Here is an 18,280-nt window from a genome sequence, read left to right as displayed (position 1 = left end):
CGCGGGTTTGTGCAGGATCAAACCCATCCCTGTCGGTAGTCTTTACACTTTCACTTCCAGGATGATATATCCGGCGCGTTTACGGGAGTGAGTGCATGCTTACTGCAACATATATATTGGTTTCCCTGTCGGTGGAACAGGCAAGTATCCGCCTGAGCTTGTTGGCATTTCAAAAATACATGCATGTGCAGCTGCGCCAGCAGAGCAGCCTGAGCCTGACGCAGCTGCAGTACGCGGGCGACTGGCTGAGCCGGCTGTACCAGGGCGGCTACTGGCGCAAGGTGGAGATGTATCTGATTCCCGCCATACGCCAGGCCACGCCGCATGCCGATGGCTTGCTGGACGAAATCAATGGTTTGAACCATGCGGCGCTGGAAAGCATCAATGTCGTGCAGCAGCGCGCGGCTGCCGCCATCGACAGCTCCGAGCAGCAGGCCGAGCAGCTGTGCGCGGCCATCGACGCCTTTTGCGGGGCCTTGCTGCAGCGCCTGGAAAAAGAAGAGCGCGAACTGTTCGCACTGGCGCGCAAGGTGATCGTGGGCGAAGCGTGGTTTGCCATCGCCTACCAGTTCCTCGCCCACGATGCGCGCGCGCAGGAAGCGCGTCGCGGCAAGGCGCAGGTGCTGCCGTTTGTCCTTCCGGCGCCGGGCACGCCTGACGGCGCCGCTGAAACCACGGGCAATGCCGCTGCCGCCGGCGAGACCGCCGTGCCTGCCGTGGCGCAGCCACTGCGCGCGCAGGCTTGAACGGGAGCGAGCGCACACCCCGTTCGCCCGTTTGCGCCGGGGTGTGCGCCCTGGTTTTGCGCTGGCGTCTTCATGGGAGAAATGTTGTATTAGTCATTTGGTAACTTGTACATACCTGTCCGATGCAATACCCCGGGCTTTGTTATGATGGTGGTTTTGATCCACGCGAAACCCGTCATGTTCGAATTTCTTTTCAAGCGTTCTGCCAGCAAGCCTTCCGCACCAGACCCTGTCGTGGCAGAACAGGCCGCCGCCTCGGCGCAGAGCGCATCGCGCCGCGCCGAACAGGTTGCGCGTGCCCATGCCGTGGCGGGCGACGAAGCCGCCGCCGCCGATTTTATCGTTGTCAGCGAATTTGCCGATGCCCGCCTGATCGCGGCTGAACACGTCCATGCCTTGCCCCTGCTGGAAAAAGTCCACCAGGCCATGCGCAACACGGACCGCCGCGTCGCCAAGCTGATGCAGGGCCGTATCGACCTGATCCGCCACCAGGCGGCGGAAACCCAGCGCGCCCAGGCCAGCATCGACACGGCCCGGCGCCTGCTGAACGATGACAAGCTGAGCCCCAACCAGGTCGCCGAGCTCGATCGCCAATGGCAGGTCATCAAGGCCACGCCGGAACTGGCCACGGCCTTTGCCGCCGCGCGCGCCGCGCTGGCCGCCCGCCTGGAAGCGCAAGTGCTGCTGCAGCGCGCCGTGATCGACGCCGTCGCTGCCGCGCGCGCACTGGCGGCCAGCGGCCAGGGCGCCGGGGAACTGGCGCAGGCGCTGGCCCGCCTGGATGCGGACCATGCGCAGCATGCGCAATCGCCCGAGCGCGCATCGTTGCCGAAACACCTGGAAAGCGATTTTACGCAGGCGCGCGAGCAGGCGCAGTCCGCCTTGCAGGCGCTGCAGCAGCACCAGGCCGTGTTCGACGCGCGCCAGGTCGCGCTGGCCGACTGGCAGGCGCAGGACGCCGCCACGCTCGACGTGGACACCCTGAAACGCGCGTGGCAAGCCCTGCCGCGCCTACCCGAGTCGCCGCTGTCCGACAGCCTGCAGCAGCAATTTGCGGCCCTGCTGGCCAGCGCACCGGCGCCCGTGCAGGCGGCAGCGCCGGCCGCCGCGCCGGGCGCGACGGAGCCTGCGCCGCGCAAGCCGCGCCAGGAACACGCACCCGTGTCGAAGGAAGAGACGGAGCAGTTCGTCAAGACGCTCGACGCCATGGAAGCGGCCTTGCAGGACGGCTTGCTGCACGTGGCGTCCGAACACGACAAGACCTTGCGCGATAGCAAGCACGGCCGTTTGACGCCGGCCCAGTCCGACCGCCTGGCCCACGTGCGCGCGCAATTCAAGCAACTGGCCGACTGGGCGCGCTGGGGCGGCAACGTCTCGCGCGAGGAATTGGTCAAGGCCGGCGAAGAGTTGCCGGCGCAACAATTGCCGATGGCCGAGCTGGCCAAGAAAGTGGGCAGCCTGCGCGAGCGCTGGAAGTCGCTCGACACCTTGTCCGGCCCCGCGCCCAAGTCCCTGTGGGAGCGTTTCGACGCGGCCTGCAGCCTCGCGTATGCGCCGGCGGCCCAGCATTTCAAGCAGCTGGCCGAAGAGCGCCACGGCAATGCGGCCAAGGCCCAGGAACTGATCGCGGAAACGGCCGCCCTGGCAGCGGAAGAGAGTACCGACTGGAAGCACATCGCTTCCGCCTCGCAGCGTTTGCGCCAGGCGTGGACGCGCCTGGGCACCATCGACCGCAAGGAAAAGAAGCGCCTGGATACGGAATTTGGCGCCGCCCTCGACGCCTTGTCGAAGCCGCTGGAAACGCAGCGCCAGATCGAGACGGCGCGCCGCGAACAATTGATCGTCGAAGTGGGCTTGCTCAAGCCGTCCGAGCGCAACACGGTCGACATGCTGAAAGCCTTGCAGGATAAATGGCAGGAACTGGCGAAGGCCCTGCCGCTCGAGCGCCGCGCTGAACAGGCGCTGTGGCAGCGTTTCCGCGCCGCCTGCGACGATATCTTCGCCAAGCGCAAGGAAACGGCCCATGCGGCCGACCACGAGCGCCGCGAACACCTGCACGCGCGCGTGGCGCTGTGCGCCAGCCTGGAAACGGCCGTCGTGCCCGAGGGCGACGACAAGGCCCGCACGGCCTTTATCAATCACTTGCTGCGCGACACGCGCGCCGCCTGGAATGCCACGGGTCCCGTGCCGCGCGCCAGCGAAGCGAATATCGAGCAGCGCTACCAGGCGGCTGTCGCCGGCCTGCAGGCGCAGGCGGACGCCATCGCCGAACGCGCGGGCGCGGCCCAGGCCAATGCCCTGCGCGACAAGCTGCGCCTGACGCAGGCGCTGGAAACGGCCCTGATCGAAGGCGATGCCGGCACGGATGGGGCCACCTGGTCCGAGCGCTGGAGCGCCTTGCCGCCGCTGGATGCCCAATACGAACGCAGCCTGCAGCAGCGCTTTGCCGCCGCCCAGGCCGCGCTGGGCGAGGGCGCTGCCGCCTACGTGCAGCAGTTGCAGGCCGGCCAGGCCCGCTTGCTCGATGAAGTCTTGCGTCTGGAAATCGTTGCCGGCGTCGACAGCGGCGCCGAATTTGCCCGCGACCGCCTGAAAATGCAGGTGGAAGTGCTGCAATCGTCGCTGAAATCGGGCCAGAAGCCGCTCACGCAAGTGTCGCAGCTGATGCAGCTGTGCGCGATTGCCGCTGCCACCGACACGCGCACGGCCAGCCGCATCGAAACCCTGCTGCGCCGCATCGGAGGCAACGTCAAATGAGCACTTCCGTCCGCGTCCAGCACGCCGATTTTGACCTCAGTCAAGAAATCGCACAATTGCGTGCAGGTAACCCCAAGGTGGGCGCCGTCGTCGGCTTCGTCGGCACGGTGCGCGACATGAACGAGGGGCTGGACGTGGCGGCCATGGAGCTCGAGCACTATCCGGGCATGACGGAAAAGTCCATCGAAGCCATCGTGGAGCAGGCGCGCGGCCGCTGGCCCCTGTCGGGCGCGTTGGTGATCCACCGCGTGGGTCCCTTGCTGCCGCAGGAACAGATCGTGCTGGTGGCCGTCTCGTCCGCCCACCGGGGCGAGGCGTTTGCCGCCTGCGAGTTCATCATCGACTACCTGAAGACGGAAGCGCCGTTCTGGAAGAAGGAAGACACGCCCGAAGGGGCGCGCTGGGTCGATGCGCGCGACAGCGACGAGACGGCCCTGGACAAATGGGCGACAAAAGCAAGCACCATTTGAATCGTGTCTGCCGCGCACGCTAGCATTTGCCCAAATGCAGCGGTTTTCTGCTTTGTGTATGCTTGAAAAGTACTGCCTCACCCCAATTTGGTTAACAACTAATTAACCGGGAGCGCTTTTCATGCGACAAGACAAACTCACTACCAAATTACAGGAAGCCCTGGCCGATGCGCAAAGCTTGGCCGTGGGCAACGACAATCCCTATATCGAACCAGTCCACCTGCTGACGGCCCTGTTGAACCAGGACGACGGCGGCGCCCGCTCGCTGTTGCAGCGGGCCGGCGTCAACGTGGGCGGCCTGTCCAAGGCCCTGGGCGCCTCCATCGAACGCTTGCCGAAGGTATCGGGCACGGGCGGCGACGTGCAGGTCAGCCGCGAATTCGTGGCCCTCTTGAACCTGGCCGACAAGGAATCGCAGAAGGCGGGCGACCAGTTCGTGTCCAGCGAAATGGTCTTGCTGGCCATGACGGACGACAAGTCCGACTGCGGCAAGCTGGCGCGCGAAAACGGCCTGACCCGCAAGGCCCTGGAAGCGGCCATCGAGGCTGTACGCGGCGGCAACAAGGTCGATTCGCAGGAGGCCGAAGGCCAGCGCGAAGCCCTGAAAAAATACACCTTGGACCTGACGGAACGGGCGCGCAAGGGCAAGCTCGACCCTGTGATCGGCCGCGACGATGAAATCCGCCGCACCATCCAGATCCTGCAGCGCCGCAGCAAGAACAACCCCGTGCTGATCGGCGAGCCGGGCGTGGGCAAGACGGCCATCGTCGAAGGCCTGGCGCAGCGCATCGTCAATGGCGAAGTACCCGAATCGCTGAAGGGCAAGCGCGTACTGTCGCTGGACATGGCGGCCTTGCTGGCGGGCGCGAAATTCCGCGGCGAATTCGAGGAGCGCCTGAAATCCGTGCTGAAGGAACTGGCCATGGATGAAGGGCAAACCATCGTCTTCATCGACGAGATGCACACCATGGTGGGCGCAGGCAAGGCCGAAGGCGCGATGGATGCGGGCAATATGCTGAAACCGGCGCTGGCGCGCGGCGAACTCCATTGCGTGGGCGCCACCACCCTGGACGAGTACCGCAAGTACATCGAGAAGGATGCCGCCCTCGAACGCCGCTTCCAGAAGGTGCTCGTCGACGAACCGACCGTGGAAGCGACGATCGCCATCCTGCGCGGCTTGCAGGACAAATATGCGCTGCACCACAAGGTGGAAATCACGGACGCGGCCATCATTGCCGCGGCGGAATTGTCGCACCGCTACATCACGGACCGCTTCCTGCCCGACAAGGCCATCGACCTGATCGATGAAGCGGCGGCGAAGATCAAGATCGAGATCGATTCCAAGCCGGAAGTGATGGACAAGCTGGAACGCCGTCTGATCCAGCTGAAGATCGAGCGCGAAGCCGTCAAGAAGGAAAAGGACGAGGCGTCATTGCGCCGCCTGGCCTTGATCGAGGAAGAAATCGTCAAGCTGCAGCGCGAATACAATGACTTCGAGGAAATCCTGAAGGCGGAAAAAGCCGTGGTGCAGGGCAGCACGCACATCAAGGAAGAGATCGAGCAAGTCAAGCTGCAGATGGAGCAAGCCACGCGCGAGAGCAACTGGCAGAAAGTGTCGGAGCTGCAGTATGGCAAACTGCCGCAACTGGAAGCCCAGCTCAAGCAGGCTGACAGCGGCATCCCGAAACTCGATCCCGACCAGCCGAAGCTGCTGCGCACGGAAGTGGGCGCCGAGGAAATCGCCGAAGTGGTGTCGCGCGCGACGGGTATCCCCGTGTCGCGCATGATGCAGGGCGAACGCGACAAGCTGCTGCACATCGAAGAAAAGCTGCATGAGCGCGTCGTGGGCCAGGATGAAGCGATCACGGCCGTGGCTGACGCCATCCGCCGCTCGCGCGCCGGCCTGTCCGACCCGAACCGTCCCTATGGTTCTTTCATGTTCCTGGGACCGACGGGCGTGGGCAAGACCGAGCTGAGCAAGGCGCTGGCGACCTTCCTGTTCGATACGGAAGAATCGATGATCCGCATCGACATGAGCGAGTTCATGGAGAAGCATTCCGTGGCCCGTCTGATCGGCGCGCCGCCCGGCTATGTGGGCTACGACGAAGGCGGCTACCTGACGGAAGCCGTGCGCCGCAAGCCGTACAGCGTGATCCTGCTCGACGAAGTGGAAAAGGCGCATGCCGATGTCTTCAACGTGCTGCTGCAAGTGCTCGACGATGGACGCATGACGGACGGCCAGGGCCGCACGGTGGACTTCAAGAATACCGTCATCATCATGACCTCGAACCTGGGTTCACATAAAATTCAGGCGATGGAAAGCGATGATCCCGGTGTCGTGAAGCTGGCCGTGATGGCCGAGGTACGCTCGCACTTCCGTCCCGAGTTCGTGAACCGTATCGACGAAATCGTGGTGTTCCACGGCCTCGACGAGAAAAACATCGGCGCGATCGCGAAGATCCAGCTGAAGATCCTCGAAGAACGCCTGGCGCGCATGGACATGCAGCTGAGCCTGACCGACGCGGCCTTGCAGCAGATTGCCGAAGCGGGCTACGACCCGGTGTATGGCGCCCGTCCGCTGAAGCGGGCGATCCAGCAGCAGATCGAAAATCCGCTGTCCAAGCTGATCCTGGAAGGCCGCTTTGGCCCGAAAGACGAGATCCGCATCGATGCCCAGAACGGCAACCTGGTGTTTACCGGGGCGCAGGTGGGGCTGGACAAGGTGTAATTTACCCCAAAGGCGAACAAAAGCCGGGGTCAGACCCGCCGGGTCTGACCCCAGTTCTACGCAGTGGGGTGTTGGCGCAAGCTAACATCGGCATAATCTAAAGCGGGGCGCGATCAGGCTGGACCTGATCGCGCCCTTCTTGTTATGATCGGTACTATTTTCTGACTAATTCCGGAGGCGGTACGATGGCAAACACATGGCAAGCAGGGCGGCGCATTGGAGTGGGATTGACCTTGGCGGCGGCCGTGCTGGCATTGCCTGCTCATGCCCAGGAAGAGAAGGTCTTGAACATCTATAACTGGTCCGACTATATCGGCGACGATACGATCAAGAATTTTGAAAAGGAAACGGGCATCAAGGTGCGCTATGACGTTTTCGACAACAACGAAATCCTCAATGCGAAACTGGTGGCGGGCAAGTCCGGCTACGACATCGTCGTGCCGACGGCCCAGTGGGCGCGCCTGCAGATCGATGCGGGCTTGCTGCGCAAACTCGACAAGAGCAAGCTGACGAACCTGGGCAACCTGGACCCCAGCCTGCAAGCCAAGCTGTCGAAGATCGACCCGAACAACGATTACCTGGTCGACTGGCTGTGGGGCTACACGACGGTGGGCATCAACGTCAACAAGGTCAAGGCCGCGCTGGGCGGCATGCCCATGCCCGACAATGCCTGGGACCTTGTCTTCGACCCGAAATATGCGGCGAAGCTGAAATCGTGCGGCGTGTCTTTCCTCGATTCGCCGTCGGAAGTGCTGCCGGCTGCCCTGCAATACCTGGGCAAGCCCGCGTACTCGAAAACCGCTGGCGACTACCAGGAAGCGGGCAAGGTGCTGCAAGCGATCCGCCCCTACGTGACCCTGTTCAGCTCGTCAGGCTACATCAATGACATGGCCAACGGTTCCGTCTGCGTAGCGCTGGGCTGGTCGGGCGACATCAATATCGCGCGCCAGCGCGCCATCGACGCGAAAAACGGCAATGTGATCCAGGTGCTGGTGCCGAAGACGGCCGCCCTGATGTTCGATACCATGGCCATCCCCGCTGATGCGCCCCATCCGACCAATGCGCACCTGTTCATCAACTACATCCTGCGCCCGCAAGTGCATGCCAGCCTGAGCAACAAGGTGTTCTACGCGAATCCGAATCCGGCCAGCATCAAATATGTGCGCAAGGACATCGGCGAGAACAAGGCCATCTTCCTGTCGGATGCCGACAAGCAACGCATGGCTGCGCCGGAAGCGACCACGGCCGATATCCGCCGGCTGATGACGCGCATTTATACGAAGTTCAAGACGGGAGTGTAAAAACAAGGATGGCGCGAGAGACGGACTTGTGGCCGTCGCTGGCGCCATGCGATATTGCCGAGGTGAACACTACTCGTGGTAGCGGTCCAACAGCTTGTGGTGACTGCCGCGCATTTCTTCGATCAGTTCAAAGGCGACGAAGCCGATGATGGCGGCGAAGATGGCGATGAAGAGAAAAACGAGGAAGGTTAACATGGTCTTTCAGCCGCCGTTGGACGGCTGTCCGCTGGGTTGCTCAATGTGCCAGAGCAGCGCTCCAACACGTAGTTGATGCAATTAAACTCTAGCAGATCGGCAGCGCTTTGCAAGGCTGCCGAGTTGTAATTTCCACCAGAATTTGTCCCAGCGCACTTTTTGCGCATTTCCCTTACTTCACCACCCTCATTTGACGACCAGGTCATGCGCCATCACGGCCTTCAGATAAACGCTGATCGGGTCGCCTGGTTCACGCTGCGAGAACCTGTCCATCCTTGCGTTGACCTTGCGCATTTCCCTTACTTCACCACCCTCATTTGACCACCAGGTCATGCGCCATCACGGCCTTCAGATAAACACTGATCGGGTCGCCTGGTTCGCGCTGCGAGAACCACCACGCGCTGGCCTTGCGCATTTCCCATTCCTGCTCTTCGCCCGTCAGCAGCAGGGCGGCCGCCTGGCCCAGGGTGGGCTGGTGGCCGACGATGAGCACGGTTTCCTTGCCGCCGGGCCAGTTGGCCGCCTTCAGGATGTCTTCCGCCTCGGCGCCGGGCGCCAGTTCCGGCATCAGCTTGAACTTGCGGCCCAGCGCTTCTGCCGTTTGCAGGGTGCGCAGGGCGGGGCTGACGAGGATACGGCAGTTTTCCGGCAGTTGCGAGCCTAGCCATTCCCCCATGCGGCGCGCCTGTTTCTGACCTTTGACGGTCAGGGCGCGTTCGAGGTCGGGGACGCCCGGTTCCGCTTCTGCGTGTCGCCACAAGATGAGATCCATGCTGTGCTCCTCTGTGTAGAAAGTCGATAGCCGCCTATTCGCCGACCTCCGCGCCCGGCGTGCCCAGTGCGTGCATCAAGTATTGCTGGGCACTGAACGGCGTTTGCTTGCCGCGCGGCTTGCGGCGCGCGTAGTGGCCCGTCGGCTCCAGTTCCCATGCATTCGTATTATCCTTCAAATACGGATTCAGGCCCTCGGCGATCACGCGCCGCTTCAGCGCCCGGTCCAGCACGGGGAAGGCCACTTCCACGCGGCGGAACAGGTTGCGGCTCATCCAGTCGGCGCTGGCCAGGTAGACATCGTGCGCCAAGTCGTTGCGGAAATAGTAAATGCGGCTGTGTTCGAGGAAACGGCCGATCACGGAGCGCACCTTGATGTTTTCCGACAGGCCAGGCACGCCCGGCTTCAGGGTGCAGGCACCGCGTACGATCAGGTCGATCTTCACGCCATCGGTCGAGGCCGCATACAGGGCGCGGATCACGGATTCGTCCACCAGCGCGTTGACTTTCACGATGATGCGCCCGCGCCGGCCGGAACGGGCGATCTTTGCCTCGTTGCGGATGGCCTTGATGATCTCGCTTTGCAGGCCGAACGGCGCCAGCCACAGGTGATTCAGGTTGTGCGGCTTGGTCAGGCTGGTCAGGTGGATGAAGACTTCGTTTACTTCCACGGCCAGGTCCTGGTTGGCCGTCAGCAAGCCGAAGTCCGTGTACAGCTTGGTGGTCGTGGGGTGATAGTTGCCGGTACCCAAGTGAGCGTAGAAGCGCAGCGCGCCGTCTTCGCGGCGGATGACGAGCGCCACCTTGGCGTGGGTTTTCAGGCCCACCACGCCATACACGACTTGTGCGCCTGCCTGCTCCAGCTTGTCGGCCCAGTTGATATTGGCTTCTTCGTCGAAACGCGCCATCAATTCCACGATGACGGTCACTTCCTTGCCCATCTTTGCCGCCGTAATCAGCGACTCCATCAGGTCCGAGTTCATGCCCGTGCGGTAGATCGTCTGCTTGATGGCCACGACGGACGGATCGTAGGCGGCGCTGCGGATGAAGTCGATGACCGTCTGGAACGACTGGTAGGGGTGGTGCAGCAGGATGTCGTGCTTGTTCAGTGCAGCAAAGATGTCGTTGCCGATGGCTTTGTGCGCAAGGCCGGGGAAGAACGGCGTAAAGCGCAGTTCGGGCTGCTTGACGTGGTCGATCATTTCCGACAGGCGCACCAGGTTCACGGGACCGTTGACGCGGTACAAACGGCTTTGATCGAGGTTGAACTGGTCGAGCAGGAACTGCGACAGTTCTGGCGGGCAATTGCGTGCCACTTCCAGGCGCACGGAGGTGCCGAACTGGCGTCCCACCAGCTCGCCCTTCAGGGCCTGGCGCAGGTTCTTGACTTCGTCTTCATCGACCCACAGGTCGCTGTCGCGCGTGACGCGGAATTGCGAATAGGCAATTACTTCACGCCCGGCAAACAGGTCCGAGATGTGCGCATGGATGACGGAAGACAATAAACAGAAGGACACGCCGTCGCCCGATATCTCGTCCGGCAGCTTGATGACGCGTGGCAAGACACGGGGCGCCTTGACGATGGCGATGGCCGTGCCGCGGCCGAACGCATCCTTGCCGCTCAGCGAGACGATGAAATTGAGACTCTTGTTGACCACTTGCGGGAACGGGTGGGCTGGGTCCAGGCCGATAGGGGTGAGCAGGGGGCGCACTTCGCGGTCGAAATACTCCTTGACCCACGCGCGCTGCGCCTCGTTGCGGTCGCTGTCGCGCAGCAAATGCACGCCCGCTTCGCGCAGTGCCGGCAAGACTTCGCTATTTAGTATCTCGTACTGGCGTTCCACCAGCGCATGGCATTCCTTGCCGATGCGCTCCAGATTGGCCGCCAGGGCAGGGTGGCCTGCCAGGGAACCGCCGATGCTGCCGGCCGCCAGCAGGCTGGCCACGCGCACCTCGAAGAACTCATCCATGTTACTGCTGACGATGCACAGGTAGCGCAGGCGCTCGAGCAGCGGAATGTTCGGATCTTCCGCCTGGGCCATCACGCGCCGGTTGAAAGTCAGTTGCGACAGTTCGCGGTCAAGCAGGATGCCCGATTTGGTCACTTCCATGTGCAGTTCAGGTTTCATATTCTTTTGTCTTTGCAGATAGTTAATTCTAGCCGTATTTCATCATGTATGACGCGCTGTGAGTGTAATCATGAAATATGACGTAAGCGTGACATAAGCTGTCATAAAGCGTCGCCCGACCTGTCATTTTTCGTGCCGGAAATGGCATTTCTCGGGGCGTAGGCAAATATTTCATGAAATTTGGCGCATGTCATAAAGCTGTCATATTCGCTTGCTAGACTGCGCAGCATTCAACCGGGACTTTGAGCCCTAACAACCCTGAGGACTTGATATGCAAATGAAGCAAATGTTCAAATTTATCGTCGTGGGTGCTTCGGCAGCGATGGCATTTTCTTCCGCTTCCGTCATGGCGGCAGATATGACAGGTGCTGGTGCAACCTTCCCGTACCCGATCTACGCCAAATGGGCTGAGACTTACAAAGCCAACACGGGTAACGGCCTGAACTACCAGTCCGTCGGTTCCGGCGCCGGCATCAAGCAAATCAAGGCCAAGACTGTTGAATTCGGCGCTTCGGACATGCCTTTGAAGGCAGAAGAGCTGGAAGAAGCAGGCCTGATGCAGTTTCCTGCCATCATGGGCGGCGTTGTCACCATCGTCAACCTGGACGGCGTCAAGCCAGGCCAACTGAAGATGACGGGCAAGGTCGTTGCCGACATCTACCTGGGCAAGATCACCAAATGGAGCGCGCCGGAAATCGCCGCCCTGAACACGGGCGTCAAGCTGCCGGACACGGAAATCACCGTGGTGCACCGCGCCGACGGTTCGGGCACCTCGTTCCTGTTCACCGACTTCCTGTCGAAAACCAACCCGGAATTCAAATCGAAAATCGGTGCTGGCTCGGCTGTGAAATGGGCCGTGGGCGTGGGCGGCAAGGGTAACGAAGGCGTCGCCGCCAACGTGCAGCGTATCAAGGGTTCGATCGGCTACGTCGAGTGGGCTTACGCCAAGAAAAACAATATGTCGCACACCCAGCTGCAAAACAAGGACGGCAACTTCCTGCAGCCTGACGACGAAAACTTCAAGGCAGCAGCTGCTTCGGCACCTTGGACGCAAACCCCAGGCTTCGGCGTGGTCCTGACCGACCAAGCTGGCAAGAACAGCTGGCCTATCACTGGCGTGTCGTTCATCCTGATGCACAAAGTCCAGGCTGATGCAGGCAAGGCTAAAGAAGTCCTGAAATTCTTCGACTGGGCCTACAAAAACGGCGGCCCTGCTGCCGTCGAACTGGACTACGTGCCAATGCCGGCATCGGTCGTGAAACTGGTGCAGGAATCGTGGAAAGCCAACCTGAAAGACGCATCGGGCAAAGCTATCTACTAATTCGATAGTTTGACCAGATAAGTACCGATCCTTGTCCCCGCCAGCAGCACGGCGGGGCAGGGAGTTAGCCAGGACCGCCCGCAAGCCCTTGCAGACGGTCCTGGCTAAAAGAATAAAAGTAACTAAAAGAATAAAAGCAACGACGCCTGACAAAACCGTAGCGAGCGGAAGGGAGTTGCGGTCGAGAAGCGCAACTGTACGAAGGTACAGTGAGCATCGCAGGCCGTAAATCCCGACGCGCAGTAGGTTTTGACAGGCGTACTAAAACAGCAATACCGGCAGTACCACCCACATCTGGCACAATATGAGCGCACAATCTACCTCCTCCACGATCCCCATGCCAGGCGGCACCATGACCGATTCCATCAGTCACGCGCAAATGCTATCGACCATGCGCAAGCAGCGCATCCAGGATTTCCTGTTCCACAAGGTGACGATGCTGTTCGCCCTGTCGGTGCTGGTCGTCCTGGTCGGCATCATCATTTCGCTGATCATGGAATCGATACCGGCCTTCCAGACCTTCGGCCTGCACTTCATCGTTTCGGCCGAGTGGGATCCCGTCAATGACCAGTACGGCGCCCTGATCCCCATCATCGGCACCCTGGTGACGTCGATCATCGCCTTGTTGATCGCCTTTCCCGTCAGCTTCGGCATCGCCCTGTTCCTCACGGAAATCTGCCCGGCCTGGCTGCGTCGCCCGCTGGGCACGGCTGTCGAGCTGCTGGCCGGCGTGCCATCGATCATCTACGGCATCTGGGGCCTGTTTGTCTTCGCGCCCCTGTTTGCCGACCACGTCCAGCCGCTGCTGAAAGCCACCCTGGGCAACGTCCCCGTCATCGGCCAGCTGTTCAGCGGCCCCATGATGGGCATCGGCCTGCTGACGGCCGGCCTGGTGCTGGCCATCATGATCATCCCCTTCATCGCTTCCGTGATGCGCGACGTGTTCGAGATCGTCCCTGCCGTGCTGAAGGAATCCGCATACGGCCTGGGCTGCACGCGCTGGGAAGTGGTGCGCAAGATTGTCTTGCCTTACACCAAGACCGGCGTCGTCGGCGGCGTCATGCTGGGCCTGGGCCGCGCGCTGGGCGAGACCATGGCAGTCACCTTTGTGATCGGTAACGCGAACAAGCTGTCGTGGTCGCTGTTTGCTGCCGGTAACAGCATCACCTCCTTGCTGGCAAACGAATTCGGCGAAGCGCAATCGGCGCTGCACGTATCCTCGCTGTTCTCGCTGGCACTGATCCTGTTTGTCATCACCTTTATCGTCTTATCCGCCGCCAAGCTGATGCTGGCTGGCATGTCCCGCAAGGAAGGCACGAAATGAGCCAAGTAAGCACTCTCGACGTTCCGGCCAAGCCGGCCATGAACCCCGTCTACCGCAAGCGCCTGCTGATGCACCGCGTCGGCATCGCCCTGTCGGTGGCCGCCATGGCTCTGGGCCTGGCCGTGCTCGTGTGGATCCTGTTCACCCTGGTGATCAAGGGCTTTGGCGCCCTGTCCGTCGACCTGTTCACGCAAACGACGCCGGCTCCCGGCAGCGAAGGCGGCGGCCTGATCAATGCCATCGTCGGCAGCGCCCTGATGGTGGGCCTGGCAACGGTCGTCAGCACCCCGATCGGCATCCTGGCCGGCATCTACCTGGCCGAATACGGCGAAGAAAACAAGCTGGCGCAAGTGACGCGTTTCGTCACGGACATCATGCTGTCCGCCCCATCGATCGTCATCGGCCTGTTCGTGTATGCGCTGTACGTGGCCCACGTCAAGCATTTCTCCGGTTATGCGGGCGCCATCGCCCTGTCGCTGATCGCCGTGCCGGTGGTGGTGCGCACGACGGACAATATGCTGCGCCTGGTGCCGAACAGCCTGCTGGAAGCCGCGTTTGCCCTGGGCGCGCCGCGCTGGAAGGTCGCTACCCTGGTACGCTTGCGCGCCGTCAAGGCTGGCGTCATCACCGGCGTACTGCTGGCATTGGCCCGCATCGCCGGCGAAACGGCACCGCTGCTGTTCACGGCCCTGAATAACCAGTTCCAAAGCTTCAACATGAATGCGCCGATGGCCAACTTGCCGTCCGTCATCGCATCGTTTGCGATGAGCCCGTACGACAACTGGCGCTCGCTGGCCTGGGGCGGCGCACTGCTGATCACCTTCAGCGTGCTGGCCTTAAATATCCTGTCGCGCACCGTGTTCAGCCAAAAAGTCCCTAATTAAACAGATATCGAGCGAAGCGAACCCAAATGAATACGCAAATGAATCCAGCACAAGACCTGGCACCAAAGAAAAAAACCATCGAGATTTCGGGCCTGAACTTTTTTTACGGCAAAACGCAAAGCTTGCATAACGTCAACCTGGACATCCACGAGAAAAAGGTCACGGCCTTCATCGGCCCGTCCGGTTGCGGCAAGTCGACCCTGCTGCGCACCTTGAATCGCATGTACGACCTGTATCCTGGCCAGCGCGCGGAAGGCTCCATCCTGTACCGCGGCCGCAACGTGCTCGACGCGGACCAGGACGTCAACATGCTGCGCGCCAAGGTCGGCATGGTGTTCCAGAAGCCGACGCCGTTTCCCATGTCCGTGTACGACAACATCGCTTTCGGCGTGCGCCTGTATGAAGACCTGTCGAAGGGCGAGATGGACGAGCGCGTCGAGTGGGCCCTGAAAAAGGCTGCGCTGTGGGGCGAAGTCAAGGATAAGCTGAGCAAGAGCGGCCTGTCGCTGTCGGGCGGCCAGCAACAGCGCCTGTGCATCGCGCGCGGCGTGGCCGTGAAGCCCGATGTCTTGCTGCTCGATGAGCCGACCTCGGCGCTGGACCCGATTTCCACCTCGAAGGTGGAAGAGCTGATCAGCGAACTGAAACAGGATTACACGATCGCCATCGTGACGCACAATATGCAGCAGGCGGCGCGCTGCTCCGATTACACGGCCTATATGTATCTGGGCGAGCTGGTGGAATTCGGCGAAACGGACCAGATCTTCATGAATCCGGCCCGCAAGGAAACGCAGGATTACATCACGGGCCGCTTCGGCTGATCCACCGCGCACCGCTATATACAAGACAACTGAATACGGAGAGACAGCATGATAGGCGAACATTCATCCAAGCAGTACGACAACGAACTCGAAGCGATCCGCTCGAAAGTGCTCCTGATGGGCGGCATCGTTGAAACCCAGTTCCTCGACGCGATGACGTGCTTCCGCATCGGCAATCCGGAACGCGCCGACCGCGTGATGCGCGAAGACGACGTCGTCAACCAGCTGGAAGTGTCGCTGGACGATGCCTGCAGCCATCTGATCGTGCGCCGCCAGCCGGCCGCCAACGACTTGCGCACCATCATGGCCACCATCAAGGTGATCACCGACCTCGAGCGCGTAGGCGACGAAGCGACAAAAATCGCCCGCGTGGCGAAGAATCTGCACAAGCGGGGCAACGGCGTCGTCAACCATTACGAAATGGTGCGCGGCATTGCCAATACGGCTACCGACATGCTGCACGACGCGCTCGACGCGTTCGCGCGCAACGATGGCAAGCAAGCCTTACAATTAATTGCACAAGATGCCATCATCGACCATGAGTTTCGGTCTATCATGCGCAACTTGATAACCTTTATGATGGAAGACCCGCGCACGATTTCGGCGGCGCTCGATACCCTGTGGGTGGCCAAGGCCATCGAACGGATCGGCGACCATGCGAAAAACATCGCCGAATACGTGATCTACGTGGTTGAAGGCAAGGACATCCGCCACACCAAGGTGGCTGCTCCCGCCATTTCCGAGGAGCTCCCTGAGTAAGCTTTATGGCATCTGATAAAACCACGGTATTGATTGTTGAAGATGAGCCGGCCATCGTTGAACTGGTGACCTATTCGCTGCGCGAATCCGGCTGGAATTGCTGTTCTGTACAAAACGTTGCCGATGCCTGGGAATTCATCCAGCACCGCACGCCGCATCTGATCCTGCTGGACTGGATGCTGCCGGACCAGACGGGCTTGCGCCTGCTGTCGCGCATCCGCGCCGACCGTAATTTCGCGGCCATCCCCGTCATCATGCTCACCGCCAAGAGCATGGAAGAAGACAAGCTGGCTGGCCTGAACAGCGGGGCCGACGACTACGTCACCAAGCCGTTCTCGCCGCGCGAGCTGCTGGCGCGCGCCAAGGCCTTGCTGCGACGCAAGAGCCCGGAACACGCGCAGGCGCCCATGCGCGCCGGCAATGTGGCCCTGGACCCCGTCAGCTGCACCGTGATGATGGATGAACAGAAGATCGATATCGGCCATGCCGAATACAAGCTGCTGAAATTCCTGCTGGCCCATCCCGAGCGCGTGTTTTCGCGCAGCCAGCTGCTCGACAAGGTGTGGGGCGACCATGTGGTGATCGAGGAACGCACGGTCGACGTCCACGTATTGCGCTTGCGCAAAGCCTTGAAAGAGGCGGAAAGCCTGATCAAGACCGTGCGCAGCGTCGGCTACATGTTGTCTGAAAAATAAAGCTAGCCTCTATGAATCCGAAATTGCTGTTCTGGGTACCGGCCGCCTTGCGCATGGTGCTGGCGCTGCTGGGCGTGGCCGTCGTCTGGTATCTGTTTGGCGCCACGTATGCGCTGGGCATCGCCTTCGTGCTGATGGCCATGATGGTGTTCGTGCAGCTGTCCTACCTGTTCCAGCTGAGTAATTGGCTGGACAATCCGCAAAGCGCCAAGCTGCCCGATGGCTGGGGCGCCTGGACCAGCATCTTCGCGCGCCTGTACCGCATGCGCCGCGACGACGAGAAAAACCAGGCCGAGCTGACGGAATGGCTGGCGCGTTTCCGCCAGGCCATGCATCTGCTGCCCGACGGCGTCGTCATCATGGACGACGTGCTGTTCCTCGAATGGTGCAATCCCGCCGCCGAGAAACACCTGGGCCTCACGCACGAGCGCGACAAGGGCATGCGCGTCACCAACCTGATCCGCAGCCCCGAGTTCATGGATTACATCATCCTGGGCCGCTACGACCAGCCGCTGACGATCACTTTCCGCAACCGCAAGCTGATCGTGCAGATCATCCCGTTTGAAAACCGCCGCCAGATTCTCGTCACGCATGATGTGACGGAAACGGAACGCATTGAAATGATGCGCCGCGACTTCATCGCCAACGCCTCGCACGAGCTGCGCACGCCGCTGACCGTCATCGTGGGCTTCCTGGAAATCGCTTCCGCCGAGCTGGACCTGGACGCCGCCACGCGCGCCGCCCACCTCAAGCTGATGACGGAGCAGGGCCACCGCATGCAGCATCTGATCGAGGACATGCTGACCCTGTCGCGCCTGGAATCGGTCGACTATCCGCTGCGCCCCGAGCCCGTGGATGTCAGGAAGTTGATGCAGCAGGTCTTGCGCGACGCCAAGGGCTTGTCTGCCGGCAAGCATGACGTCAAGATGGAATGCAATGGTCCCGACGTGCTGGGCAGCTACGACGAGCTGTACAGCGCGTTCGGCAACCTCGCTTCGAACGCCGTGCGCTACACGCCGGCCGGCGGCACCATCACCCTGCGCTGGCAGGATGGCGCGACGGGACCGCAATTCATCGCCCAGGATACGGGCATCGGCATCAGCCCCGAGCATATCTCGCGCCTGACGGAACGTTTCTACCGCGTCGACAAGAGCCGCTCGCGCGAAACCCAGGGCACGGGCCTGGGCCTGGCCATCGTCAAGCACGTGCTGCTGCGCCACGGGGGAACGCTGGCCATCCAGTCCGTGGCCGACAAAGGCAGCAGTTTTATCGTCAGCATGCCCAAGTCCGTCGTCACCCCGCTGCAGGGCGAGTTGCTGGTCAAGTAGGCCGAAGGGAGGATGCTCCTCCCGGTATCGTGGTGCGACTAGTGCAAGGTT

General features: G+C 61.5%; 15 protein-coding genes. 12 read left to right on the top strand and 3 right to left on the bottom strand.

The window, feature by feature from the left end; all coding sequences use genetic code 11:
* Window positions 1-95 precede the first annotated feature (95 nt).
* The 5 genes from VPH41_RS17275 to VPH41_RS17255 all read left to right on the top strand — a co-directional run bounded on the left by VPH41_RS17275 (window position 96) and on the right by VPH41_RS17255 (window position 8,002).
* Window positions 96-746 carry a hypothetical protein gene (locus VPH41_RS17275; RefSeq protein WP_328570919.1) on the top strand — a complete coding sequence of 217 codons (651 nt, stop codon included), beginning with the start codon at window positions 96-98 and terminating at the stop codon, window positions 744-746.
* Between the two features lie 177 nt (window positions 747-923).
* A complete protein-coding gene (locus VPH41_RS17270) occupies window positions 924-3,503 on the top strand; it encodes a DUF349 domain-containing protein (RefSeq protein ID WP_328570918.1) in 2,580 nt (859 codons plus the stop codon).
* On the top strand, window positions 3,500-3,973 hold the full coding sequence (gene moaE / locus VPH41_RS17265; RefSeq protein WP_152284454.1) for a molybdopterin synthase catalytic subunit MoaE: 474 nt from the start codon (window positions 3,500-3,502) through the stop codon (window positions 3,971-3,973). Before VPH41_RS17270 ends, moaE begins: the two co-directional genes overlap by 4 nt.
* A gap of 121 nt (window positions 3,974-4,094) precedes the next feature.
* Window positions 4,095-6,701 (top strand): ATP-dependent chaperone ClpB, encoded by a 2,607-nt coding sequence (clpB, locus tag VPH41_RS17260; RefSeq protein ID WP_328570917.1) that lies wholly within the window; start codon window positions 4,095-4,097, stop codon window positions 6,699-6,701.
* A 185-nt stretch (window positions 6,702-6,886) separates the two neighbouring features.
* On the top strand, window positions 6,887-8,002 hold the full coding sequence (locus tag VPH41_RS17255; RefSeq protein WP_152258493.1) for a polyamine ABC transporter substrate-binding protein: 1,116 nt from the start codon (window positions 6,887-6,889) through the stop codon (window positions 8,000-8,002).
* 69 nt (window positions 8,003-8,071) lie between these two features.
* On the opposite strand, the gene VPH41_RS17250 is transcribed toward VPH41_RS17255, so the two are convergent.
* The 3 genes from VPH41_RS17250 to ppk1 form a co-directional block, all read right to left on the bottom strand.
* Window positions 8,072-8,197: a hypothetical protein gene (locus tag VPH41_RS17250; RefSeq protein WP_264372559.1), complete on the bottom strand. Its 126-nt coding sequence runs from the start codon at window positions 8,195-8,197 to the stop codon at window positions 8,072-8,074.
* Window positions 8,198-8,510: 313 nt separating this feature from the next.
* Window positions 8,511-8,969, bottom strand: a complete 459-nt coding sequence (sixA, locus tag VPH41_RS17245; RefSeq protein ID WP_152258494.1) for a phosphohistidine phosphatase SixA — start codon at window positions 8,967-8,969, stop codon at window positions 8,511-8,513.
* Between the two features lie 34 nt (window positions 8,970-9,003).
* Entirely contained in the window at window positions 9,004-11,097 is a 2,094-nt protein-coding gene (gene ppk1 / locus VPH41_RS17240; RefSeq protein WP_152258495.1) for a polyphosphate kinase 1, read from the bottom strand.
* Between the two features lie 286 nt (window positions 11,098-11,383).
* Here ppk1 and pstS point away from each other — a divergent pair, with 286 nt between their 5' ends.
* The 7 genes from pstS to phoR all read left to right on the top strand — a co-directional run bounded on the left by pstS (window position 11,384) and on the right by phoR (window position 18,229).
* A complete protein-coding gene (gene pstS, locus VPH41_RS17235) occupies window positions 11,384-12,418 on the top strand; it encodes a phosphate ABC transporter substrate-binding protein PstS (protein WP_442906279.1) in 1,035 nt (344 codons plus the stop codon).
* Between the two features lie 352 nt (window positions 12,419-12,770).
* Window positions 12,771-13,742: a phosphate ABC transporter permease subunit PstC gene (pstC, locus tag VPH41_RS17230; protein WP_152258497.1), complete on the top strand. Its 972-nt coding sequence runs from the start codon at window positions 12,771-12,773 to the stop codon at window positions 13,740-13,742.
* On the top strand, window positions 13,739-14,626 hold the full coding sequence (gene pstA, locus VPH41_RS17225; protein ID WP_077402151.1) for a phosphate ABC transporter permease PstA: 888 nt from the start codon (window positions 13,739-13,741) through the stop codon (window positions 14,624-14,626). The genes pstC and pstA overlap by 4 nt, the downstream gene beginning before the upstream one ends.
* Window positions 14,627-14,664: 38 nt before the next feature.
* Window positions 14,665-15,447, top strand: a complete 783-nt coding sequence (gene pstB, locus VPH41_RS17220; RefSeq protein ID WP_010396817.1) for a phosphate ABC transporter ATP-binding protein PstB — start codon at window positions 14,665-14,667, stop codon at window positions 15,445-15,447.
* A 48-nt stretch (window positions 15,448-15,495) separates the two neighbouring features.
* On the top strand, window positions 15,496-16,206 hold the full coding sequence (gene phoU, locus VPH41_RS17215) for a phosphate signaling complex protein PhoU (RefSeq protein ID WP_034778131.1): 711 nt from the start codon (window positions 15,496-15,498) through the stop codon (window positions 16,204-16,206).
* A gap of 5 nt (window positions 16,207-16,211) precedes the next feature.
* Window positions 16,212-16,901 carry a response regulator gene (locus tag VPH41_RS17210; protein ID WP_034755074.1) on the top strand — a complete coding sequence of 230 codons (690 nt, stop codon included), beginning with the start codon at window positions 16,212-16,214 and terminating at the stop codon, window positions 16,899-16,901.
* An 11-nt stretch (window positions 16,902-16,912) separates the two neighbouring features.
* Complete coding sequence (phoR, locus tag VPH41_RS17205) at window positions 16,913-18,229, top strand: phosphate regulon sensor histidine kinase PhoR (RefSeq protein WP_152284457.1); 1,317 nt, start codon at window positions 16,913-16,915, stop codon at window positions 18,227-18,229.
* The last annotated feature ends 51 nt before the right edge of the window (window positions 18,230-18,280 follow it).

Origin of the sequence: Janthinobacterium sp. P210006, assembly GCF_036231885.1 — a bacterium.
Taxonomy (GTDB): Bacteria; Pseudomonadota; Gammaproteobacteria; order Burkholderiales; family Burkholderiaceae_D; genus Janthinobacterium; species Janthinobacterium violaceinigrum.
This window is presented reverse-complemented; position numbering and strand designations above follow the sequence as displayed.